Here is a 22,165-nt window from a genome sequence, read left to right as displayed (position 1 = left end):
ACAGATACCAAAATGAAAACATTAGCTTTAGTACTGTTAATAGCAATTCAATCATGTTCAATTCAATCCAACGATATTGAAGTTGAAGTTATTAATGATGTTTTTTTAGAGTTAGTCGGGACAGATTATTATTGGAAACCTATCCCGATTCCACCTTATAGACCAATCCACCCAGATTCTTTAGAAACTGAATTAAAATACGATGAGCCTTTAAATATTGAAATTGAGGGTATAACGGATACTTTTGATATTGATACTAAAGAATTAAGACAAAAGTGGATTGAAGAGTATGAAAAATTTGATTGGGTAAACTATTTTAAAGAAGTAGAAGAGTTTGAATATAAACTAAATAGTAGAAAGCTTGACTCCTCAAGATTAGTTATTGTAGTAAGTGATTCACTTATAACAATCAATAGAAACAGCCTGTTAAACTCAATTTTGACTGAAAAGGGATTCAAAGGAAATTTTGAGGTAGATCCGACTTGGAGATCTTTAGCTATTAAGTTAGTAGATTCAACAAGTCATTCTCGAAAATTCGACCTCTCAAAGATTACAGAAACCGGCCGTTATAATATTGAAAATGATGAGGATTATGAAAAAAAAGAGATCGAACGGGTTATTGGTGCAGTCAGATTTTCAAGAGTTGTATTTGATGATGAATTTAATAGAGGTTGCTTTTACTATAGTTTTGTCTGCGGAGGAGAGTGTGGAGAAGGAGTAATAGTTTTTATTAGGAAAGTTAAAGGTAAATGGATAATTGAAGGAATAAGACAACTATGGATATCATAAAAGATGAAAAACGGTAGGGAACAGAATACCCACATAATCCTAGTAAAAAGGAGTTAGTATTGTAAGCCTCCCTAATTTTTGAGTCATTTACAAGTATATTTTTCAGCTGATATAAAATTAGGTGTTTGCTTTGTTGGCAAACAAGTATGGTGCTTTGTAATATATCTGAATGGTGCTCTTTACACCTGCAACCACTTTCCATTGCTACTAAAATTAGGCTTATCAATGGTGAGTTTACCCAGTAATGAACATTAAGTTTAAGAAAAAGGACTAAGAGAGAGGATGACCAACGCAAGAATAAAAGAAAGAAATAAGAAAAAAGGATGACCATATATATAGTGGGACATATGTGAAGATAATGCCCTACGAAGTCCTAACGGTCCCACGATAAGAAACGAAACAATAATGACAGCTTTTATAAGCTTCCTTGATTTTTGAGCCATTTATCGAATTCTTTTCAGTGGTTATAAAATTAGGTGTTTGCTTTGTTGGAATGCAGGTATGGTGCTTAGTAATCCACCGGAATGATCCTCTTTTCACCAACAATCTCTTTCTGCTAGTTCTAAGATGTCGGTACACGAAGGTTCCTTATAAAATCTGCATTGCCTTGGTACATGTCCAACTCTACGGGAAGTATTGACTTTCAGCTGAAAACTGAAAGATTACGAACCGATTGCAAGAAAAATTAGCTCCTGAATTCAAGCACTTTTATGGAAGTTCTAATAATGATACTAAATTAGATTCATTAATAAGTAGAATAAACTTAGCTGATCCAATGTCCGCATAAAATGTAATGACCGATAAAGGAGAAAATATCGAAGGCTTTATTCCTAAGCATGGAGGGTACCGAGAGCTATATGGCTTTCAAAAGGCTGAAATCATCTATGATGGTACGATATATTTCACCAATCGCTTTTTCCACAAATACGATCGTACTGTTGGGCAAATGGTACAAGCAGCCCGAAGTGGCAAACAAAATATTGCAGAAGCAAGTATGGCTTCTGGAACATCCAAATCAACGGAAATAAAACTCACCAATGTTGCTCGAGCAAGTTTGGAAGAACTCCTAATAGATTATGAGGATTTTTTGAGGACTAGAAAACTACCCATTTGGAATAAGAATCACAGACTAGTTGCAAGACTGCGTGAGTTGAATAAAAGTACTGATAAACCTACATACGATACTTTTCAAAAGGCAATTGAGCATAAAGATCCTGAGATTTGCGCCAATGCCATGATAACTTTAATAAAAATTTGTACCTATCTTTTAAAAAATCAGATAAAGCAATTGGAAATTGCTTTTGTAAAAGAAGGAGGACTTAGAGAGAGAATGACCAACGCAAGAATAAAAGAGAGAAATAAGAGAAAAGGATGATTCTATATAGTAGGACAAGTGGGACATATGTGAAGACAATGCCCTACGAAGTCCTAACGAGATCCCACGATAAGAAATGAAAACAATAAACGAAAGAGAAACAAGAGGAGAGTATATTGACCTTGCATTAAAAGCAATAGGTTGAGGCGTTGTAGAGGTCAGTTGGAGAACCCAACTGTAGCACTTTTACAAAGCCTTCCTAATCTATCCTAGGGTTTGTAATCTTTCCCTGTTCTTGGATAATTCTACTCCATATTTAAGATTGTAATTGAAGGCATTCGATGTATAAACCCGCGATCACCAAGGATTTTCATCAAATTAAAGGTTCTTTGGACAGATTGGATATCTAGTTTGAATAGCTTATGTTTATAAGCAATCAATGAAAAATAATAACTGTACACGTTCTGGAAAATGGGAAATAGACGAAATTGTTTCGCATATACCTCCAATTGGGAGGTATATACACAATTGAGTTGCGTATATAAACTAGTTGTGCCCAATTTGAAAAATGACAGAATCGAAAGTCAAATACACGGAAGAAGAAATTCTTGAAATATTCAAGGAACAACATAGACTTTGCAGTCCACTTGACCCTGAAGCTGACCCGTGGGCCGAAGTAACGTCTGACATGACAATTATAGAATGGAGATGGGCGAACGATTTACTTGAATGGAAAAAACTAAGTGAATTTCTAAACCAAGAATTTCGAGTTCAGATAGGTCAAGAAGAATGGCATAACGTCTTAGAACCTTCAAGGACAAGGAAACTCATTGGAGTTTGCCGACTTCTTTCAAAGTACGCTGAGAAATACACTTATGAACCAAAGACTCTGTTTGGCAAACCATGTTTAAAAGCAGGAGTATTCCTGACAATCAAAAAGAATTTGAAAGACAAAGGAGTTAATGTTACTGACCTCCGACCTTCTTCTTCCCTAACAACCTATATGGACAAGTATTTCTCACCTTTATTGGAAGAAATCACACTGACAGGAACTAAACCCATTGATAAAATTGAAACTCGCAGAAAGAAAAAGGGATTTTGGAATGCGATAAATATTTTCGACCCTGACCGTTACGAAACTTTGACTGGAGAAATTAAGACATTCCGTGATTTGACAGAGAAAATAATTGAAGAAAAAAATAAAAACTGGGCACAACAAAACCTATAAGCAATAGCGCCCTGCGGGACGCTACTGCTCATAGCCAAACCGTTTGCTCAATAAATGAAAAAGGTTATGAAATTACTAAAGACATTTTTTTTTACATTGATAACTATAGCTTCTAGCTGTAATCCATCGGGTACGGATAGAAATATTTATGAGCAGTCAAGAATCCCACTTGGAAATGAAGGACTCGCTGAATTCTTCTATTGGGAGTTTGACGAGAATGAAAATCTATGGAAGCCAGAAAGCAAAGAGCTTGATGGAATAAAAGTTTTTAGGGATTCATTGAAGGCGAAGCTTGGCAAGACAAGATTTGAAAAGGTTATCAAAAAGGAGTCTACACAGCATCTGGACAAAGAACTACTTCTGGCACAGGATGGTAATGGCGATAAAAAGAACGCAATTTTAGTACACACAGGCACAATTGGTTACATAAGGCCTATTAATTCACTTGAGTCTCAAATCTTAAATTATCAATTGGTCAAATATCCATTGTTAAGCCATCCGACAGAATTTCATGGTTTCATTGCATTTAATGAAGTTCTAAAGAAATACCGTGTTTATTTTGGAGCTAGTGACCAACCATGGCCACCCCACCCAGACCTTTTATTGGAACAACTTAGAAAGGATATCGAGAATGGATGGCAACTGAAGTACCATCTTCATAATCACTATGAACCAAAATCAAATGATTACCTCGGTATTCTTGCTCCAAGTATGTCTGATGCCCAGTATTTCAAGATGCTATTGGAAGAATTTAAGTTAGAAAAGGCACTAATTACAAATGGATTCCACACAGTTGAAATTGAATCAGCTGATTTCAGCAAACTGGAATCTCATTAATTTACCGTAATGAAGAATAAGTAAACTGAGCACAACAAAGCATATAGCTTATGGCAGGTGAACGGCTACCAGCAAGGTTTTCGCGCCGTAGCCAGGTTTCGACTCGATGGACAACAAAGCGCTTCGAAACCGCCACAAACCATATGTAAACCGTTGGCGTTAATTTGAAAAAAATGAAACAATTGACTATCAAAACCACAATATTAGGCACATTACTGCTTTTCCTTACATCTTTTGCATTTGCACACCCAACAGGAAATATGATCACCATTGGTGAGAATGTGTTATGGACTTATATAAACCCAATAAATGACCCAAACCATTATGCCTGTATTATGATTTGGGAAAAAGGTTCCCCACCCAAAGTATTCATACAATCTGAGCATGCAGCAAGCGACTTTATGCTTTATAGTAAGCAAAATGAAATCTACATGATCGAAAGAAGGTTCTTGCAAGCATCCAATGAATTTCATATCAGGGTTTTAAAATCAACAATTGGCTCGCAACCAAAGGTCATTTGGGATTGGTTCAAAGATGATTATAGAATTGGAGAGGGTGGATTTTTTATGCTTTCTGACATTCAAATGGTCTTTGGAAAATATCCTGAAATATATAGCTTAAAAAAAGGAGAACAGCCCGCAAGGTATTTCGAATTTGACCAGCCCATAAATAGAATTCGAGCAGTTGAGCGAAACCAAATTCTTCTGTTGGGAGATAACAATTGCTATTTGGTACAACAAAATGGAAACATCCTTAAACAATGGAATGACCTAATTGACCAAAAGGTGGAGAATGCACCAATGAACCGAAATCAGGTGTTTGACGCAGATTATTCTAATGGAGAATTACTTCTTTCTTATTGGGGCAGAAGGTCTTTTGATTTAATTAATGCCAGTGGAAAACGTAAAATTATTCTTCAACAAAGCGAACCTTATACACCTCATTGGGTGGCATTTTGGATCAAAGAAAAACTATTGTTTTCATCGCAATTGATTTTTGACGGAAGCACCCCTAAACCCAACCTAATTCTACTGAACGAACAAAACAAACAGAGCGTAATATGGAACGCACAATAAAAAGACGCATTTATTCTGTGGCTTTTGTTTTGGTACTACTGTTGCAATTTGGGGTAGCTCAAGCAAAAAGCAAAATTTATTCTGACACAGTCAATACGGTATTATTTAAGGTAACTTCTTCCAATAACAATCACGTTTCATACTTATTTGGAACCCATCACGCCTTCGGAAAAGTATTTTTTGATTCATTAATGACAGCTAATCAAGCCCTTGCATCTAGTGAATTGTTGATAAAAGAAAACCTAAATATTCCTGGAGAAATGGCAGAGGATATTATCAACCGTAGAACCGAAATTACACAATGGAAGAAGTATTTAAACAAGGAAGAATTGTCATACATCAAAAACCTTTTTTCCACCAGCCCAACTGATTATAATAAAATGACACCTACTGAGCTGTATGTTTTTCTTAATAGATATTTCAAACAGCAAGTCTGTTTAAACAAAAATGCAAATGACACTTCTCTTTCTTTAGATGATTACATAGCCTCAAAAGCGGTTGAGCAAAACATAGAACTTTACGGACTTGAAACGACAGGAGAACAAATAAATTTAATCAACAAAGACGTAGCGGGAATGCCAAGAAAAACCCATAAAAGGAGACTTTCTAACATCATTGAAAAATTAAGAACCGAAAATGCAAATGACTGTGAAGAAACGAACTGGTATTCACAAATGGATATGGATTATCAAATGAATGTACCTTGCAGAAATGCACTTATTTTGACGGATAGAAACGAGAAGTGGATTAAAAAAATTAGCGATCTAATTGAAGAAAAGAACTGCTTTATTGCGGTGGGATTAAGTCATTTAATGTACGAATGCGGTTTGATTAATCGAATAACGGAACTTGGCTATACAATTACATCAATTGAAGTAAAATAAAAACCTAACGCGAACACTGGCTATACGTAATGCGGGTGAAAGTGCTGATATGAAAGTAATTACATTAAATAAACTTGTCGGTAAACAGACAGTAAAGTGCATTAAAATCCCGTACTACGCATAGACATGACCATTGGCGGGCAATAAAAAAGAATAACAAGCGGATCTGAAAAGTCCTTCAAGCAACTTTGACTTGCCCATTACTTCAATACTATTCTTAATACTACACCAATCTAGTAATCAGGGTGAATTTATATTTATTTAATGTCACATTTTTGTGACAAATTACATATATTTGCGACATGTCAAATACAAAAGCCAAAATTATAGCTGCTGCGGTAACGTGCTTTTTGAACAACGAATCCGATACTCTAGAGAAAGTTGCTGAGGAAGCTGGTGTTTCTCGTAGAACGTTGCATCGGTATTTTGAAAACCGTCAGGACTTACTAGAATCTTGCAAAAACGAGATGCTTAACAGTTGTAACAAGGCTATGATTGAGGCCTACGAAAGTGATAATGACCCAATAACAAAAGTGAGAAATATGCTTTTTGCAGCCATTGAGCAAGGAGCTAATTACGCTTTCATCAAAAAAATCTATAAGCGCAGCAACTTTTCAGATTTAGATAGCAAAAAGGAATTTGAATCCGATAATGTTAAAGCGAAATGGTTAAAAATCATGAAGGAACTTCAAGAGGAGAACCGTATTAACCATGAGTTGACGATCCCCTGGCTTTTCAATTTGTTCGGAGCCATCATTGAAACTTCCATTGAGGCCGTTGCTGCCGGGGATGTCGCCAGAAATGATAGTAAAAAGTTTGCCTGGATTTCCTTTAAAGGAGCCATCGGATTAAAAGAATAAACTTAAATCAATATGAATCAATACGCAACAGAAAGTCTCATCAAAAAAATGCCGGAGTTCTCCAGTCATATTTAACAAGTGAATGACATAAATCTTCACTATGTTATGGGAGGAAGCGGAGAGCCATTAGTGTTGTTGCCCGGCTGGCCTCAGACTTGGTGGTCTTTCCACCATATCATGCCGGCTCTGGTTGAAAAGTATACCGTCATAGTGGTTGACCTACGCGGGATGGGAGATAGTGATAAGCCAGTAGAAGGGTATTCCAAAAAGAATATGGCCAGTGATATCAAAGAATTGGTAACAGCATTAGGATACGACAGGATACATATAGCCGGACATGATATTGGAGCCAATGTAGCTTATGCTTTTGCGGCCAATTATCCGGAAAGCATCAACAAACTAATCCTTTTGGATACTCCCCCGCCCGATGAAAATATGTACCGGCTTCCTATGCTCCCCGTTGGCAGTCCAGTATATCCCTGGTGGGTAGCTTTTAATCAGGTAAGAGACCTGCCCGCCCAACTTCTGGAAGGACGTTTTGGATTATTGTTTGATCATCTTTTGGATAACCTACTTGTTAATAAAGAAGCAATCAGTGATTTTGACCGCTCCGTGTATGTTCAACACTACAATAACCAAGAAAATATAAAGGCATCAAATGCTTGGTATCAGGCTTTTGGTCATGATATTTCAGATCAGAAGACTTATTCAAAAATTGAGAATTCAACCATAGGAATTGCATCAACAGCCAATTTTGAAATCCTAGATAATTTTCTGTCTCATAATTTTTCTGATTATAAAATGATGGAAATAGCGGGAGCAGGCCACTTTCTTCCTGAGGAGAAACCCGAGCAAATTGCCAAGATAATCTCAGAATTTTTGAATTAAATCTAACTACCTCAATTCACCTAATAGTAAAAACAGTCCACTACAACTGGTATGGAAACATAGGGCGGCATGTGTTTTCTGCAAGCTTCAGTTTCAACGTAATCATTTTAGAGTATTCAGAGCCTTCTATAAATTAGTTGAGCTCTATGCAAGGCCGATTTTAGAATTGTTGAGTCATAGCACGGGCGCAATCCTGATTGGGATGCTTTCATTGCGATAATTAATTTACGCCAAGACTTTAAACTTGCTCTTGACAATATATTCAAAGCCTTCGTTTTAAACAGACAGAAATTATTGAGTAAATGATTAAGAATATTAGACCACCCAAAAAAGATGAAGGATGGAAGATAATAGACTGACAACGAGAAGAAAAATGGAGCATAACTGCACCTCCCAAGTGGGACGTGTCAGTGGTTAAATCAAGCTTCCCTTACTGGAGCTTTTTGTAAGACTTTCCTAATCTATCCTAGGGTTTGTACTCTTTCCCTGTTCTTGAATAATTCTACTCCATATCTAAGATTATAATTGAAGGCATTCGATGTATAAACCTGCGATCACCAAGGATTTTGATCAAATTAAAGGTTCTTTGGACAGATTGGATATCTAGTTTGAATAGCTTATGTTTATAAGCAATCAATGAAAAAAATTAACTGTACACGTTCTGGAAAATGGGAAATAGACGAAATTGTTTCGTGTATACCTCTGGATTGAAAGCTAAACGGTATCGTGTATAAATACGTTGGCAACAAGCTAAGGTACTTTTAATTTTATTTAAAAAAGGAGAAGTAAAAAATTAAAATTCAACTATATAGAATCTTTCAATGAAAACAATTTCAAAGCCGTTACTAGCACTCTCTTTCTTACTATTAAGCATCTTATCCGGGCAAGCTCAAGATTGTACTTGTGCGGAAGCATTTGATGAGGTAGTTCAGGTTTATGAAAATGATTATGCTTTATTTAATATTAAGGTTACCGAGGCTAATAGGGAACTTTATTCTGCTAATAAAGAAATTTTTAGGAAAAAAGCCGGTAATGTTTCAGTAATAGAAGAGTGCCTTCCAGTACTTGAACAATGGCTCCAGTTCTTCAGGGATGGCCATACTTATATAAGATTCACAGGCACCAAGGGACTTAAAGAAACCCGTGACAGCTTCGAGATTGATAAGGATGCCTTCCTCAAAGAAATAAACAGCATTAAGGAAAATGATCTTTTAGGCATATGGAAATATGGTGCTTACGAAGTGGGTATTATGCCTAAAAAAGATGCTCCTGAAAATGAATTCATTGGTGTCGTATTGAGCAGTAAGAATAATGTTTGGAAGGTGGGGGATGTAAAGTTTGAGCTTAGTCAGATTTATGGTAATGATTATGAGGTAGTTTATTATACGGACGACAATAGCGGGAGGAAACTGGAAGGCAAACTTAAAAACCCTGAAAATCTAGAATTTGTTGATTATAATAGTTGGGTTAAGATATGGCCGTCAAATCCTAATATGACAGCAAAAACGGAGGAAACGGATCTCTACAGCGATTTCCATATACGAATGATCGATGGAAAAATTCCCTACATTCGTTTCCCTAATTTCTATGAAAAAGAGCCCGCTTTTGTAGACAGCCTTATTAAAGCACATCATCAAGAATTGGTTAATGCAGATTTTTTCATCGTTGATATACGGGATAACAACGGAGGTAACGATGCCGTTTATAAGCCTCTTTTTCCTTATATATTGTCTGGCCCTATCCAAACACCTAATTACGGCCTCTGGCTCTCCAAAGGCAATATTGATATTTTTCTGGATGGCAGAAAGCCTGAAGAACTGGATGAAGAGAGCAAAGCAGAATATGATTACCTCTCCTCTTTAACAGGGACATTATTCTGGCCAAGTGGAGATGAATATGCCAGTACTTCAATACCAGATACACTTTTTGCTCCCCATCAAAAAGTAGCTGTTCTAATAAATGAAAAAACCATTAGCTCGGGAGAAACTTTTGTCTATAGGACAAGGCAAAGCGAAAAGGTAATTCTCTATGGGCAAAACACGGCCGGAATAATCGATGGGTTTAATGTGCTAACTAGAAGTATAGACTGTTTTGACCTTTATTATCCCTCCTCTGTACGGGCAAGGGATGTCGCTGAAAACCCCATAGACCCTTATGGTATGGCACCAGATGTTTATGTCGATGAAGAAGTTGATGTCTTAAAATACGCAATTGAACATATGTCGCATTTAATCGATAAAAAATGAGAAATTGAATAAGTGAGTTGCCAATAGTGCATAAAAACAATGCTTAATCCTGTCTTGAATTGAAACTTCATTTGGCTCAGGTCGGGTCTCTCACATCACAGTACATAGGGAGCTCGACCTGCCTTGTCGGCAGAACAGCTACGGTGGTTCGTAAAGCATAGGAGCGCTGCTCTTTACACCAATGCCTTCCGTATTTTTCTAAGATAAAAGGCTAACAAAGGCTCCTTATTGAACCTGCATTGCGTAATAAATGGATCTTCTTATGGGTATAAATAGACGTATTATTAATGGGTTTCCATGCTCAAAAGCGATTACGCTAAACAAGCGGGTTGGTTACAATAGACTTTTCGAGATTTTGCTAACTGCTGGAGCACTTTTGTAGAGCCTTCCTAATCTAACTTATGGTTGGTAATTCTTTTTCTTTGTGGTTACTTTTTATAGACGAATAGGATAGGAGCAGGTAGTTCCCATTTAGAATTTACATGAGGAAGGAATTCCATATATCAACCCAGAAGGATATCTTTTCCTAGATATGAAAAGAATTTAGGGAAGCTTATAATATCACGAATACCAATGCAAAATAAAAATAATGAGTAAAGCTCGGATTGGTAAAGCGAATAAAAAACGAATCGATAAATTCGATCTGAAAATGAAGACTTAGCCCTCGAAATTGGCCAGATTTGAGGATCTTATTTACGATAGTCAGAATTTTAAAAAATCGACACAATGAACTATAACGACAAAAAATTCAGACCGATTAGCACCACTGAAAACGGAGAAACTTCAAACGAAACACTTTTTTATTACAAGCAAGTTGGAAATATCCTTACTTCAGAATATTCAGGCGGGAAAATTAAATATGGGCATTTAATTGGTTTGGTTGACAATGCAGGGAATATAGAAATGCGTTATCACCAAGTAAATGAAAAAGACGAATTGATGACAGGAATTTGCTTTTCAAAACCAGAAATTCTTGAAAATGGAAAAATTCGTCTTCACGAAAATTGGGAATGGACTTCGGGAGATAAATCAAAAGGAACATCAATAATTGAAGAACAATAAATTAAAATATAATGGCACATGAACACAACTACAAACTAACTGCAGAATGGACGGGTAATAAAGGTGACGGAACTAAAAATGTGCGAACTTATGACCGTAGCCATACAGTTACCATTCAAGGAAAACCTGAATTATTCCTCACAACGGATAACCCCGCTGTTGGAGACAAATCAAAATTAAATCCGGAAGATTTATTGGTTACAGCCATTTCCTCCTGCCATATGCTTTCCTACTTGTATGTTTGTGCAATGGAAGGAATTGTAATTACGGCATACACCGACAATGCCACAGGAATTATGATTGAAAAGGCAAGTGGAGGTGGAAGTTTTAAAGAAGTAACTTTGAATCCAATTTTTTATGTTGCCGATGAAACTATGGCAGAAAAAGCCATCGAGCTACATCACAAGGCTCACGAAATTTGTTTTATAGCCAACTCAGTAAATTTTGAAGTGAAGTGTAATCCAATCTGCAAAGTAGGATAAATAATTAAATGAAAATTTGCGTAGCACAGACAGAACCAATTAAAGGAAATGTTTCAGCCAATATTGAAGCACACAAAAGATTTATAGAGCTTGCTTTAACATTAAATGCAGAAGCAATTTTTTTTCCTGAACTTTCACTTACAGGTTACGAGCCAGAATTTGCAAAAAGATTGGCGACAAATGAAAATGATAATCGTTTAGATATCTTTCAAGAGACAAGTGACAAAAACAATATTATTATCGGGCTTGGATTGCCGACTGCAACTGAATCGCAAATCCGAATTAGTATGATAATTTTTGAACCAAACAAACCAAGACAAACATATTCAAAACAGCAACTGCATTCAGACGAATTTCCATATTTTGAGAATGGTGTTGAACAAGTAATAATCAAAACGGAAGATAGGAATATCGCACCAGCAATTTGTTACGAAAGTTTACAACCAACCCATTCTGAAAACGCTTTTAAACTTGGTGCTGATATTTATTTAGCAAGCGTAGCAAAATCTGCAAATGGCGTTGAAAAAGCTTATGATCATTATCCGAGAGTAGCAAAGCAATACGCAATGCCTGTATTAATGTCTAACTGTGTAGGTTTTTGCGATAACTTTTTAAGTGTTGGTAAAAGTTCTGTTTGGACAAAAAACGGAAAGTTAGTTGGGCAGCTTGACGACAGAACAGAAGGAATTTTATTTTTTGATACTGAAACGGAAGAAGTAATGGAGAGAAAAATATAAATCAAGCACATACAAACTAAATATAGATGATAGAACTTGCGTTGCACATCAAGCCAATTCCGACAGAAAATTAGAAAAACAAATTAGAGTTGGTGAAACTTTATTGACCATTTAGAGCATCATTTAAAACAAGTAATTGACTATTGAAAATAAAAAAACAATCACTAATACAGGTTTAGCAAAAGGGGCGGTTCAGTGCTCCGCAGACACATTTGAGGCTAATCAAACATTGGTTTTCCGCATTAACATTTGAGGTGAAAATAGGCATCTCCGCCGAACCCGAATGTAAGCTTGAACAAAATTAATATTTATGAATAGAACCTTATATTTTCTTATTCTAGTCTTAGCCCTTTCTAACACAGCTTATGGGCAACACGAGAAAATTACTGAAAAATGGAAAACTGAAAGCATCTATGACGGTAGTCTTGGCGAAATTAAGTACCACGTTTACAAGAATAAAATTAATGCCCTTAAGCCTTTAATTGTCTATCTACAGGGCTCTACGAACTTCCCTTTGTATTATCTAAGCCCAAATGGGAGATATTCTAGTAGCATCACTTTGAATGTTGACTCAATGAGTAATGATTATCATATTGTTCTTATTAGCAAACCGAATACACCTCTTGTTGACAGTATCGAAATAGCACCATCAGGAAGAAAGCAATATCCAATGAAGGAAGGATATCAAGAGAAGTATAGTCTAGATTGGCGAGCAAATGCCGCTGACAAGGTTATCGATGACGCATTAAAAAAGCTGAATATAGATAACTCAAGAGTCATTGTTTGGGGGCATTCAGAAGGTTCACAAGTGGCACCAGCAGTAGCGATAAAGAACAAAAACGTTACCCATGTAATCTCAATGATGGGCAACTCACTTAATCATTTGTATGACTTTATCCTTAATGAAAGAGTTTCCGCCTTAAATGGTGAAAAATCAAATGAGAAAGCACAGGCGACCATCGATTCTCTATATATCGAATTTGAAAAAATATACAATGACCCTCAATCCACAGAAAAAGAATGGTTTGGAGAAACATATTACAAATGGAGTAGTTTTTCTTTAACCTCACCATTGGAAAACATGCTGAAGCTTGATGTTCCCATTCTTTATATTGCTGGAGGAGAGGATCGCCATAGTATTTTAAATATGGACTATGCAAAACTCGAGTTTTTGAGAAAAGGAAAAGACAATTTAACTTATAAAGTATTTCCAAACTACGACCATTTTTTTATGGAGACTAAGACCGATAAATCGGGTAAAAATGAATGGATTGACCATTTGGATGAAGTCAATGGCTTTGCTTTAAAATGGGTAATTGAAAATTGATAAAAAACCTACACACAACAACAAAGAATTCGTGTGGTCTGTACGATCCAACATGAACCCTAGGTTGAGCGAACTGGAGCGATTTTGAAAGCCTTCCTAATCTTTTGCTGAATGAATGACAACAATACAAAAAGACTTTCCAGACTTGTAGCAATCTTAACAACTTTGCAAACAAGACGATTGATAACCTCTACATCACTTGCAGAAAAATTTGGAGTAAGCACAAGAACTATTTATAGAGATTTAAAAGCATTAGAGCAAGCAGGAGTTCCCATTTTGACAGAAGATGGCAAAGGCTACAGTTTAATGGAAGGTTATAAAATTCCACCAGTAATGTTTACCGAAAATCAAGCAAATGCTTTAATACTTGCAGAACAATTGGTTTTGAAAAATAGAGACAGTTCCCTAATAAAAGATTATGCTGAAGCCATAGATAAAATAAAAGCTGTTTTAAGACAAGCTGAGAAAGACAAAGCTAACTTGCTTTCAGTAAGAACAAAATTTGCAAAGCTTGAGGAATTTGAAATTAAGAGCAATATTTTATCTTCCTTGCAATATGCACTCACCAATTTCTATCTCGTAAAATTTGATTACATCAATGCCGAAAACAAAGAGAGTAAAAGAACTGTTGAACCTTTTGCTTTAATAAACACTACGGAAAGTTGGTTGTTGGTTGCTTTTTGTCATTTAAGAAAAGAATTTCGCTATTTCAGGCTTGACAGAATTCAAAAGTTACGAATTCAACAAGACAATTTCACTCCTCATAAAATGACACTTCAAGAATTCTTTGAAAAATATCATGGGCATTAAATACCCATGACATACCGTTGTCATTCGCTCATTCTACTTTTGGATCATAAATATTTAAAAGCAATAAAATGAGTATCAAAAAATTAATTTCAAGTTATGCTACGTACAATTTAAGTGCTAATCAGCATTTCGTAAAATGGTTAAGTAATCAATCAGAAGAACAACTACAAAAAGAGGTTCCTTCAAGCTTTAACAGTATCCTTCGAACCCTAAATCATATTTGGGCAATTGAAGAAATGTGGTGCACCAACGTATTCAAAAATGAAGATGTGGTAAATCGTTATGGTGTGGAAAACCTACAATCCAAAGAAGTATTCGATGGGTTGTTAAACCGATCAGCAGTAATTTCGGAGAAAGTAAAGCAATTAACAGACGAAGAATTTTCTGAAAAGATGCATATCAAAACACCTTGGTTTGAAGCAAACCTTACACTTGCAGAATATCTTCAACATCTTTTTAATCACGGTACTTATCATCGTGGGCAAATTGTAACAATGGGACATAGTTTGGGTTTTACAGAAATGCCATCGACCGACTTTTTATTTTATAGCATTATTCAGTCAAATAGATAATGATCTTAAAGGAGGTTGATGAATATTACCCAAAAACCAAACAGCATTGGAGAAAGTGGTTAGAGAAAAATCACATTCAGAAAGATGCTGTTTGGCTTATTTTTTATAAGAAACACACAAGCAAACCATCGGTAAATTGGAGTGATGCTGTTGATGAAGCACTATGTTTTGGATGGATAGATAGTAAAGCAGAAACGATAGACAAGGATACATACAGACAATATTTTTGCAAACGAAAGCCTAACAGCACTTGGAGTAAAATAAACAAACAAAAAATTGAAACCTTAACAGCAAAAGGATTAATGACACAGGTAGGTTTTGATGTTATAGAGATTGCCAAACAAAATGGTTCTTGGACAATTTTGGATGAAGCAGAAGAACTAATTATTCCACAGGAATTGGAAGAAGCATTTGAAAAGTTTGAGAACTCAAAAGACTATTTTTCATCGTTAAGCAAGAGCAAGAAAAAGATTCTACTACATTGGATAGCACTTGCAAAAACAGAAGCAACAAGACAAAAGCGAGTTTTAGAAATAGTAGAAAATGCTTCTCAAAAACAACAACCCCAACAATTCAGACCGAAAAAAGGCATATAACAAAAGGGAAGCTGTTGCACGGCCAATTTTTAAAAAAGCTCTTATATTTTAGCCACTGGTAATTTCTTCGCTAAGACTTAAGCCAGATGGTATTCCTTTGGGACAAAGGAAACGCAAATGAGGTGAATATAATTTATTATCATTAAGAAAATGGAAAAATACCCATTGATCGAAGACAGCTAGGGTCTGTAATTTTCCTTTCTTGCATGAGGGACATTGCGAGACTTTTTTCATAGAATAAACTTTCGAAAAGGCCGCCTATCTGCCATCAGCGCAATAGCCCCAAAATTGGGGATCATCTGGAATACGGTAGTAAAAGGATTTTCTTATATCAATCCAGAAGGATATCTGAACTTGGATCACAAAAGAAAGTTGGGATTGGTCAATCAAATAAAAAACAAATTGATAAATTCGGTTTGAAAATGAAGACTTAGATCTCGAAATTGGCCAGATTGGAGGTTTTTTATTTACGTTAGTCAGAAGCTAAAAAAACGTTACGATAACACGAAACAGATAAGTAAAATTAAACAATGCGAAAATTATCACTTTTCATTGCCACAAGTTTAGACGGATACATTGCAAAACCAAATGATGATCTAAGTTTTCTAAAATTAGTTGAAAAGGAAGGGGAAGACTACGGTTATTCAGAATTTACGTCAAATATCGACACCATAATTCTTGGGAGAAAGACCTATGATTATGTGCTTAAAGAAATAGGCTCTTCTTATTACGACAACGGACAACGTGACGTTTATGTAATTACAAGAACTGAAAGACCAAAAATTGGCAGAACTACTTTTTATGCAGGAAACTTGACTGAATTAATTCATCAACTTAAATCTAAAGATGGATTGGACATTTACTGTGATGGTGGAGCAGAAATTATTAATGAGCTTTTACAGCAAGACTTGATAGACGAATTTATAATTTCAGTTATACCAGTTTTGGTTGGCAACGGGACAAGATTATTCAAAGACAATAGACCCGAACAGCAACTTGAGTTTGTGAGTGCAAAGTCATTTGATACAGGTTTAACACAATTGTATTACAAGCGAAAAAGATAGTATGGCAACAAAAAAGACAAAAAGAACTTGTAAGCATGGACACACATTCTATAAAAGTACAGATTGTCCGACTTGCCCTACATGTGAGAAATTAAAAAAACCTGTAACGGGATTTTTAGCTTTGCTAAGTAATCCTGCAAGAAATACATTACTTAATAACGGAATTGACACCGTTCAAAAATTATCGACCTATACTGAAAAGGAAATCTTGAATTTACACGGAATAGGAAAGGCTTCATTACCTACATTTAAAAAAGCTCTTGAGGATGAGAGTTTAACGTTCAAACAAAAGGAATGAAAAGGAAAGTCGACCGAACAACAACTAAAGATTGGTGCGTTTAGTGAGACTGAATGTGTCCAAGGTTGGCCAAACTAGAGCGTTTTCACCAAGTGTTCCCAATCTCTTTTAGGATTCAGAAATCCTTTTTTTGAGGAATAGGATAGGAGATTAGAAATAAATCAAAATTGAAGATTTTAATTTAGGTTTGCTAGAAGCAAGTGGAATGGTACCAACATGTAAATAAAATAATAGCACATAAAATGAAAAATTTTGACTGGACAACATTTACGAGAAAAATAGCGATTAAAGCACGGTTAACTGACATATATAAGGCTTGGACTAGTGCGTCAGAAATTGAAAAATGGTTTTTAAGTAAGGCTACTTTTATGGATACTAACAAAAAACCAATTGGTAAAGACTCTTCCATTGAAAAGGGATTTACCTATGAATGGAATTGGTATTTGTTTGATGTTACAGAGCAGGGTAAAATTATTGAAGCGAATGGAAAGGATTATATTCAGTTCACTTTCGCCGGAGAATGTTTAGTTGATATTAAACTCTCTGTACAAGATGATTATGTGTTAGTAGAATTAACACAAAAAAATATTCCGACAGATGAACTTTCAAAACAAGGAATCCGATTAGGGTGCGCTTCAGGTTGGTCATTCTTCCTTGTAAACTTAAAATCTGTTTATGAAGGTGGCCTTGACCTAAGAAACAAAGACACTAACTTTAGCGGAATGGTGAATAATTAAAATGAGAAAAGAATGTGAGTCGCTAACAACGAAGGATTCGTGTGGTCGGAACGACTGAATATGATCAAGGTTGAGCAAATTGGTGTTTGTTGCATGCAAAACGTTTGTAACTATTTCAATCCTCATTGGTGATGGGTTCCAACGGGAGCGCTTTTGTAAAGCATTCCTGACCTAACTTAGGATTTGAATCTGCTTTCTTGGTGGGTAGTTTTCTCAGAAGAATAACATGGGATATTTGCATTAATCCAAATTAGAGAATTTTATTTGTATTAGTCAGAATTAAAATGAACAAGCAGCAAATTGTAGAATGGTTGCTAGAAGGTGATGTCTACATACAATATCAAGTTTGGCGTGATTTGTTGGGAGTTGACAAAAAGAAACTTCAGGACAGAATAGCGAAGGAAGGATGGGGTCTAAACTTTCTGTCAAAACGCAATTCAGATGGCCATTGGGGCGATAGATTCTATCAACCCAAATGGACTTCTACCTTTTATACATTACTTGATCTTCGAAATCTAAATTGCTCCTCAAACAATAAAATTATCAAAGAAGCTATTGAGCTTGTTTTGCGAAATGGTAAAGCCGATGATGGTGGAATTCCATTGGGGCCATCTACAACTCAGCGTAGTGATGTCTGTGCGAACGGGATGTTTTTAAATTATGCTTCCTATTTCCATACGCCTGAAAAGAAATTGCATTCCATTATTGACAGTATTTTAGATCAGATTATGCCAGATGGTGGATTTAACTGCAGAACAACAAGAAGTGGAGCTAAACATAGTTCTTTGCATACTTCATTATCAGTACTTGAAGGTTTAACAGAATTTCAAAAAGCAGGATATACCTATAGAGAAGACGAAATCCTTCTGGCCAAAGAAAGTGCAATAGAGTTTATATTGTTACATCAGTTATTCCTGTCTGACAGAACAGGTCAAATTATAAGTAAGAACTTTTTGAAGCTAACTTATCCGTGCAGATGGAGGTATGATATACTTCGAGCCATGGACTTTTTTCAATATGCTGGGATTGCTTGGGATAACAGAATGGAAGCTGCAATAGGTATTCTGAAATCAAAACGAAATAAGGAAGGTACATGGAATATGGCAGCTGCTCATGTCGGACAGGTGCACTTCCACATGGAGAAAGCTGGTAAGCCAAGTAGATGGAATACACTCCGAGCTTTGCGTGTAATGAAACATTTTCAAATAGAATAAGCTAAATGAGTTTGGCGAATGTTTGGAATGAGTAAATTGAAATGCTCCTTAGATACATTCTCAGAGAAATATCTTCCAAGATCGGAAAGGAACTTAGGGAAGCGATATCACAAATACCATTGAAAAATAAAAATAATGAGTAAAACTCGGATTGGTAAAGCGAATAAAAAATGAATCGATAGATTCGATCTGAAAATGAAGACTTAGCTCCTCGAAATCAGCTAGATTAGAGGCTTATATTTTTGTTAGTCAGGATTTTAAAGAACGATCTTGCTAAAAGAAACATTCATAGGACTTTTGAGAAACTATACAGACAATGACCGTCTAGCAGAAGAACTATGGACTGAAATTGAGAAAAACTATTCGGGTAAAAAGAGATTTTATCATACTTTAAAGCACCTAGAAAATTTACTGGCTCAACTCACCGAAGTAAAGGGAGATATACAAAATTGGGACACTATTTTGTTTACACTTTACTATCACGACATAATTTACAACGCTACAAAATCGAACAACGAAGAAAAAAGTGCTGAACTTGCTGAAAAACGACTGCAACAAATTTCTGTTTCTAATGACAAAATAGAACTTTGTAAACAACAAATTTTAGCGACCAAATCACACCTAAAATCAATTGACAGCGATACAAACTATTTTATTGATGCCGACCTTTCAATATTGGGGCAAGATTGGGAAACCTATTCATCGTATTACAAAAACTTAAGAAAAGAATTTTCTATTTATCCTGACTTCGTTTACAATGCAGGACGCAAAAAAATATTACAGCATTTTTTGACAATTGACAGAATATTTAAGACAGACGTTTTTTTTAGTAAGTTTGAAACTCAAGCAAAAAGAAATTTAACGAATGAACTAAATCTTTTATAAATAAGGTTTTAAGTAAGTTATTTCGTAAAAAATCATCTCGAAACCCAGAAGGCGATTTTACTGTAACAATTAGAAACGACTTTGTGGAGTTGAACAACTTCGTTAGAAAAAATAGAATAGATATCTAAAAAATGTGCTTGGTGGATCAGAGCAGGTGTTTTTCCTAGGAAGAAATGGATAAAGATGGCAAAGGTAAAATTTGTGGGATCAGTCTTAACTGCAGAGAACCCAGATTATTTACTTCATCTAACGGAGAAAGTTTTGTGACAACAGCGACTGAAACTATCAGGGTAGAAGAAATTCAATACAGCTTAAAAGGCGTAAAGGTGAAATGTAAAATTTTGAGACAAAAAAAGTAGGTGAAATAATAATATAAACTACAAAAAAATGATAACGAAAAAAGAATTACTTCAGTTATCTCAAATACACAACACTCATTGTGTATCGATATTCATACCAACACATAGTGCTGGAGAGGAAACTTTAAAAGGAAAAGATGCTTTAAATCTTAAAATCCAACTTAAAGAAATTAAATCAAAATTGGAAGGTAATGGCATGAGCTCCAATGAAATTGAGACGTTTACTAAATCAATCAACGATTTAGTAAATAATAAAGAGTTTTGGCGGCATCAGTCAGGTGGATTGGCGATTTTTTTATCAGATAATGTATTCCAAACATACACTTTACCAATACATTTTGAGGAATTTAATTACTTATCAAATGAGTTTTATTTGAAGCCAATAATACCCTTATTCAACGGAGACGGGTTGTTTTATTTACTCACTTTAAAACAGGATAGAGTAAATTTATACGAAGGAACAAGGCATAGTATAACAGAAATTACTGATAATGATTTAATTCCATCCCGTTTAGAAGACATTGTAGGCTACGATTATGAGGAAAAAAGTTTACAATTCAGAACTCAACAAGGTAACAAAAGCGCAGGTTCGTTTCACGGCCATGAGGACAATGATTCCAAGGAAAAAAAGGAATTAATGCAATATTTCAGAGCAATTGACAAAGGGCTGATGCAAATATTACATGACGACCAAACCCCACCATTGATAATTTGTTCTTTGGACTATTATTTCCCAATTTATCAGGAAGTTAATACTTATCAAAATCTTTTCACTCAACACATTTCTGGCAATCCGACTGATAAGGATATTTTTGTATTACATGAAGAAGCCTGGGAATTAATAGAACCATATTTTAATAAAACCAAGAATGCGAAACTAGACAAGTTTTCGTCTCTTGCAGGAAGTGGGAAAACATCTTCTGATATCAATGAACTATTTATAGCCGCTTTTGAAGGAAAAATTGATACACTTTTTATAGAAAACAAGGCTGATGTATATGGTACTTACAATCCATTAACACAGGAGGTAAAAATAGAAGATGTACATAAATCCTCTAATGTTTCTTTAATGAATCTTCTTGCAATAAAGGTTTTAGAAAACCGAGGAACCGTATATTTAATAGAAAAAGATCATATGCCCGTGAAATCAACAAAAATAAACGGACTCTTTAGATATTAAAAAGACAGTCACTAACAACTAAGGATTCGTGTGGTCGGTGCGACTTAATATGAGTCCAGCTGGAGCGCTTTTGCAAAGTGTTTTTAACCTAACTTAGAATTTGCGATCCTATTCTCGGAGAAATAAGATAGGAGATTGGAAGTACCCCCAGTTTAAGGGTTTTTTATTTACGCTTGTTGCAACCGTATGAAATACTGATAACAAACAATGATCAACAAGAAATTTTATTTGCAAAATAAACACAATAAAATATGCTGACAGAAATAAATCCTAAGTTACCCATGCGAGACAAAGCGGTAACGAAAGACTATTACGTGAATAAATTAGGGTTTCAACTTTTCGGTGACATTGACTTTGATGGTTACTTAATGGTTTATAAAGACAAAATTCAAATTCATTTTTTTGAGTTCAAAGACCTTAACCCAAAAGAAAACTATGGACAAGTTTATATCAGGACAAACGACATTGATAAACTTCACCAAACATTTTTGGACAGCAAAATTTCAATTCACCCGAACGGGCACTTAGAAACAAAACCTTGGGGACAAAGGGAATTTGCTTTGCTTGACCCAGACAACAACTTATTGACTTTTGGAGAGAGCGTAAAATGAAAAATATATTTTGGCAAACAGAAAAAACAACGACAGCCACTAATGAATAGACGACATTAAACATAAGCCCATGATATGCTAATGCCATGTCGGCAGTCAAGTATCACA

The 22,165-nt window shown here is 35.4% G+C and carries 23 protein-coding genes; all 23 read left to right on the top strand.

From position 1 onward, the window contains the following. Positions 1-12 precede the first annotated feature (12 nt). The 23 genes from ACOXY8_RS16040 to ACOXY8_RS15930 all read left to right on the top strand — a co-directional run bounded on the left by ACOXY8_RS16040 (position 13) and on the right by ACOXY8_RS15930 (position 22,057). Positions 13-789 (top strand): hypothetical protein, encoded by a 777-nt coding sequence (locus tag ACOXY8_RS16040; RefSeq protein ID WP_458332629.1) that lies wholly within the window; start codon positions 13-15, stop codon positions 787-789. Positions 790-1,582: 793 nt separating this feature from the next. Beyond that, positions 1,583-2,164: a four helix bundle suffix domain-containing protein gene (locus tag ACOXY8_RS16035; protein WP_458332628.1), complete on the top strand. Its 582-nt coding sequence runs from the start codon at positions 1,583-1,585 to the stop codon at positions 2,162-2,164. 508 nt (positions 2,165-2,672) lie between these two features. After that, positions 2,673-3,332, top strand: a complete 660-nt coding sequence (locus ACOXY8_RS16030; RefSeq protein ID WP_458332627.1) for a hypothetical protein — start codon at positions 2,673-2,675, stop codon at positions 3,330-3,332. A gap of 66 nt (positions 3,333-3,398) precedes the next feature. Next, positions 3,399-4,169 (top strand): hypothetical protein, encoded by a 771-nt coding sequence (locus ACOXY8_RS16025; protein WP_458332626.1) that lies wholly within the window; start codon positions 3,399-3,401, stop codon positions 4,167-4,169. A gap of 173 nt (positions 4,170-4,342) precedes the next feature. After that, positions 4,343-5,245: a hypothetical protein gene (locus ACOXY8_RS16020; RefSeq protein WP_458332625.1), complete on the top strand. Its 903-nt coding sequence runs from the start codon at positions 4,343-4,345 to the stop codon at positions 5,243-5,245. After that, positions 5,230-6,129, top strand: a complete 900-nt coding sequence (locus tag ACOXY8_RS16015) for a TraB/GumN family protein (RefSeq protein ID WP_458332624.1) — start codon at positions 5,230-5,232, stop codon at positions 6,127-6,129. The genes ACOXY8_RS16020 and ACOXY8_RS16015 overlap by 16 nt, the downstream gene beginning before the upstream one ends. A gap of 302 nt (positions 6,130-6,431) precedes the next feature. Next, positions 6,432-6,989 (top strand): TetR/AcrR family transcriptional regulator, encoded by a 558-nt coding sequence (locus tag ACOXY8_RS16010; RefSeq protein ID WP_458332623.1) that lies wholly within the window; start codon positions 6,432-6,434, stop codon positions 6,987-6,989. A gap of 78 nt (positions 6,990-7,067) precedes the next feature. Next, positions 7,068-7,877, top strand: coding sequence for an alpha/beta fold hydrolase (locus tag ACOXY8_RS16005; RefSeq protein ID WP_458332622.1), 810 nt, complete (start codon positions 7,068-7,070; stop codon positions 7,875-7,877). An 821-nt stretch (positions 7,878-8,698) separates the two neighbouring features. Beyond that, positions 8,699-10,123 carry a S41 family peptidase gene (locus ACOXY8_RS16000; RefSeq protein ID WP_458332621.1) on the top strand — a complete coding sequence of 475 codons (1,425 nt, stop codon included), beginning with the start codon at positions 8,699-8,701 and terminating at the stop codon, positions 10,121-10,123. A 726-nt stretch (positions 10,124-10,849) separates the two neighbouring features. Beyond that, entirely contained in the window at positions 10,850-11,185 is a 336-nt protein-coding gene (locus tag ACOXY8_RS15995; protein ID WP_458332620.1) for a n-acetylglutamate synthase, read from the top strand. Between the two features lie 11 nt (positions 11,186-11,196). Beyond that, positions 11,197-11,667 (top strand): OsmC family protein, encoded by a 471-nt coding sequence (locus ACOXY8_RS15990; protein ID WP_458332619.1) that lies wholly within the window; start codon positions 11,197-11,199, stop codon positions 11,665-11,667. A gap of 8 nt (positions 11,668-11,675) precedes the next feature. Continuing rightward, positions 11,676-12,404 carry a carbon-nitrogen hydrolase family protein gene (locus ACOXY8_RS15985; protein WP_458332618.1) on the top strand — a complete coding sequence of 243 codons (729 nt, stop codon included), beginning with the start codon at positions 11,676-11,678 and terminating at the stop codon, positions 12,402-12,404. Between the two features lie 310 nt (positions 12,405-12,714). Continuing rightward, the gene (locus ACOXY8_RS15980; protein WP_458332617.1) at positions 12,715-13,731 is read left to right on the top strand and encodes a hypothetical protein; all 1,017 of its coding nucleotides are present in this window, start codon (positions 12,715-12,717) and stop codon (positions 13,729-13,731) included. A 111-nt stretch (positions 13,732-13,842) separates the two neighbouring features. Then, positions 13,843-14,541: a helix-turn-helix transcriptional regulator gene (locus ACOXY8_RS15975; protein ID WP_458332616.1), complete on the top strand. Its 699-nt coding sequence runs from the start codon at positions 13,843-13,845 to the stop codon at positions 14,539-14,541. Between the two features lie 68 nt (positions 14,542-14,609). Then, positions 14,610-15,113, top strand: coding sequence for a DinB family protein (locus ACOXY8_RS15970; RefSeq protein WP_458332615.1), 504 nt, complete (start codon positions 14,610-14,612; stop codon positions 15,111-15,113). After that, entirely contained in the window at positions 15,113-15,709 is a 597-nt protein-coding gene (locus tag ACOXY8_RS15965; RefSeq protein ID WP_458332614.1) for a YdeI/OmpD-associated family protein, read from the top strand. The genes ACOXY8_RS15970 and ACOXY8_RS15965 overlap by 1 nt, the downstream gene beginning before the upstream one ends. A gap of 530 nt (positions 15,710-16,239) precedes the next feature. Further along, on the top strand, positions 16,240-16,773 hold the full coding sequence (locus ACOXY8_RS15960) for a dihydrofolate reductase family protein (RefSeq protein ID WP_458332613.1): 534 nt from the start codon (positions 16,240-16,242) through the stop codon (positions 16,771-16,773). 1 nt (position 16,774) lies between these two features. Next, positions 16,775-17,071, top strand: a complete 297-nt coding sequence (locus tag ACOXY8_RS15955) for an RNA polymerase alpha subunit C-terminal domain-containing protein (RefSeq protein WP_458332612.1) — start codon at positions 16,775-16,777, stop codon at positions 17,069-17,071. 242 nt (positions 17,072-17,313) lie between these two features. Then, complete coding sequence (locus tag ACOXY8_RS15950; RefSeq protein ID WP_458332611.1) at positions 17,314-17,808, top strand: SRPBCC family protein; 495 nt, start codon at positions 17,314-17,316, stop codon at positions 17,806-17,808. Between the two features lie 284 nt (positions 17,809-18,092). Next, complete coding sequence (locus tag ACOXY8_RS15945) at positions 18,093-19,022, top strand: hypothetical protein (RefSeq protein ID WP_458332610.1); 930 nt, start codon at positions 18,093-18,095, stop codon at positions 19,020-19,022. A gap of 270 nt (positions 19,023-19,292) precedes the next feature. Then, on the top strand, positions 19,293-19,907 hold the full coding sequence (locus tag ACOXY8_RS15940) for an HD domain-containing protein (RefSeq protein ID WP_458332609.1): 615 nt from the start codon (positions 19,293-19,295) through the stop codon (positions 19,905-19,907). A 387-nt stretch (positions 19,908-20,294) separates the two neighbouring features. Next, complete coding sequence (locus ACOXY8_RS15935; protein WP_458332608.1) at positions 20,295-21,446, top strand: baeRF7 domain-containing protein; 1,152 nt, start codon at positions 20,295-20,297, stop codon at positions 21,444-21,446. 251 nt (positions 21,447-21,697) lie between these two features. After that, positions 21,698-22,057: a bleomycin resistance protein gene (locus ACOXY8_RS15930; RefSeq protein WP_458332607.1), complete on the top strand. Its 360-nt coding sequence runs from the start codon at positions 21,698-21,700 to the stop codon at positions 22,055-22,057. The last annotated feature ends 108 nt before the right edge of the window (positions 22,058-22,165 follow it).

Origin of the sequence: Peijinzhouia sedimentorum (genome assembly GCF_049340005.1) — a bacterium.
Classification (GTDB): Bacteria; Bacteroidota; Bacteroidia; order Cytophagales; family Cyclobacteriaceae; genus CAXBDP01.
Note: the sequence above shows the minus strand (reverse complement) of the source record. Positions and strands in the feature narration are given on the sequence as shown.

What these genes read in the sequence shown, in the direction of transcription:
- ACOXY8_RS16040 (WP_458332629.1), top strand. Translation starts at nt 13, where the DNA reads ATGAAAACATTAGCTTTAGTACTGTTAATAGCAATTCAATCATGTTCA.
- ACOXY8_RS16035 (WP_458332628.1), top strand. Translation starts at nt 1,583, where the DNA reads ATGACCGATAAAGGAGAAAATATCGAAGGCTTTATTCCTAAGCATGGA.
- ACOXY8_RS16030 (WP_458332627.1), top strand. Translation starts at nt 2,673, where the DNA reads ATGACAGAATCGAAAGTCAAATACACGGAAGAAGAAATTCTTGAAATA.
- ACOXY8_RS16025 (WP_458332626.1), top strand. Translation starts at nt 3,399, where the DNA reads ATGAAATTACTAAAGACATTTTTTTTTACATTGATAACTATAGCTTCT.
- ACOXY8_RS16020 (WP_458332625.1), top strand. Translation starts at nt 4,343, where the DNA reads ATGAAACAATTGACTATCAAAACCACAATATTAGGCACATTACTGCTT.
- ACOXY8_RS16015 (WP_458332624.1), top strand. Translation starts at nt 5,230, where the DNA reads ATGGAACGCACAATAAAAAGACGCATTTATTCTGTGGCTTTTGTTTTG.
- ACOXY8_RS16010 (WP_458332623.1), top strand. Translation starts at nt 6,432, where the DNA reads ATGTCAAATACAAAAGCCAAAATTATAGCTGCTGCGGTAACGTGCTTT.
- ACOXY8_RS16000 (WP_458332621.1), top strand. Translation starts at nt 8,699, where the DNA reads ATGAAAACAATTTCAAAGCCGTTACTAGCACTCTCTTTCTTACTATTA.
- ACOXY8_RS15995 (WP_458332620.1), top strand. Translation starts at nt 10,850, where the DNA reads ATGAACTATAACGACAAAAAATTCAGACCGATTAGCACCACTGAAAAC.
- ACOXY8_RS15990 (WP_458332619.1), top strand. Translation starts at nt 11,197, where the DNA reads ATGGCACATGAACACAACTACAAACTAACTGCAGAATGGACGGGTAAT.
- ACOXY8_RS15985 (WP_458332618.1), top strand. Translation starts at nt 11,676, where the DNA reads ATGAAAATTTGCGTAGCACAGACAGAACCAATTAAAGGAAATGTTTCA.
- ACOXY8_RS15980 (WP_458332617.1), top strand. Translation starts at nt 12,715, where the DNA reads ATGAATAGAACCTTATATTTTCTTATTCTAGTCTTAGCCCTTTCTAAC.
- ACOXY8_RS15975 (WP_458332616.1), top strand. Translation starts at nt 13,843, where the DNA reads ATGAATGACAACAATACAAAAAGACTTTCCAGACTTGTAGCAATCTTA.
- ACOXY8_RS15970 (WP_458332615.1), top strand. Translation starts at nt 14,610, where the DNA reads ATGAGTATCAAAAAATTAATTTCAAGTTATGCTACGTACAATTTAAGT.
- ACOXY8_RS15965 (WP_458332614.1), top strand. Translation starts at nt 15,113, where the DNA reads ATGATCTTAAAGGAGGTTGATGAATATTACCCAAAAACCAAACAGCAT.
- ACOXY8_RS15960 (WP_458332613.1), top strand. Translation starts at nt 16,240, where the DNA reads ATGCGAAAATTATCACTTTTCATTGCCACAAGTTTAGACGGATACATT.
- ACOXY8_RS15955 (WP_458332612.1), top strand. Translation starts at nt 16,775, where the DNA reads ATGGCAACAAAAAAGACAAAAAGAACTTGTAAGCATGGACACACATTC.
- ACOXY8_RS15950 (WP_458332611.1), top strand. Translation starts at nt 17,314, where the DNA reads ATGAAAAATTTTGACTGGACAACATTTACGAGAAAAATAGCGATTAAA.
- ACOXY8_RS15945 (WP_458332610.1), top strand. Translation starts at nt 18,093, where the DNA reads ATGAACAAGCAGCAAATTGTAGAATGGTTGCTAGAAGGTGATGTCTAC.
- ACOXY8_RS15935 (WP_458332608.1), top strand. Translation starts at nt 20,295, where the DNA reads ATGATAACGAAAAAAGAATTACTTCAGTTATCTCAAATACACAACACT.
- ACOXY8_RS15930 (WP_458332607.1), top strand. Translation starts at nt 21,698, where the DNA reads ATGCTGACAGAAATAAATCCTAAGTTACCCATGCGAGACAAAGCGGTA.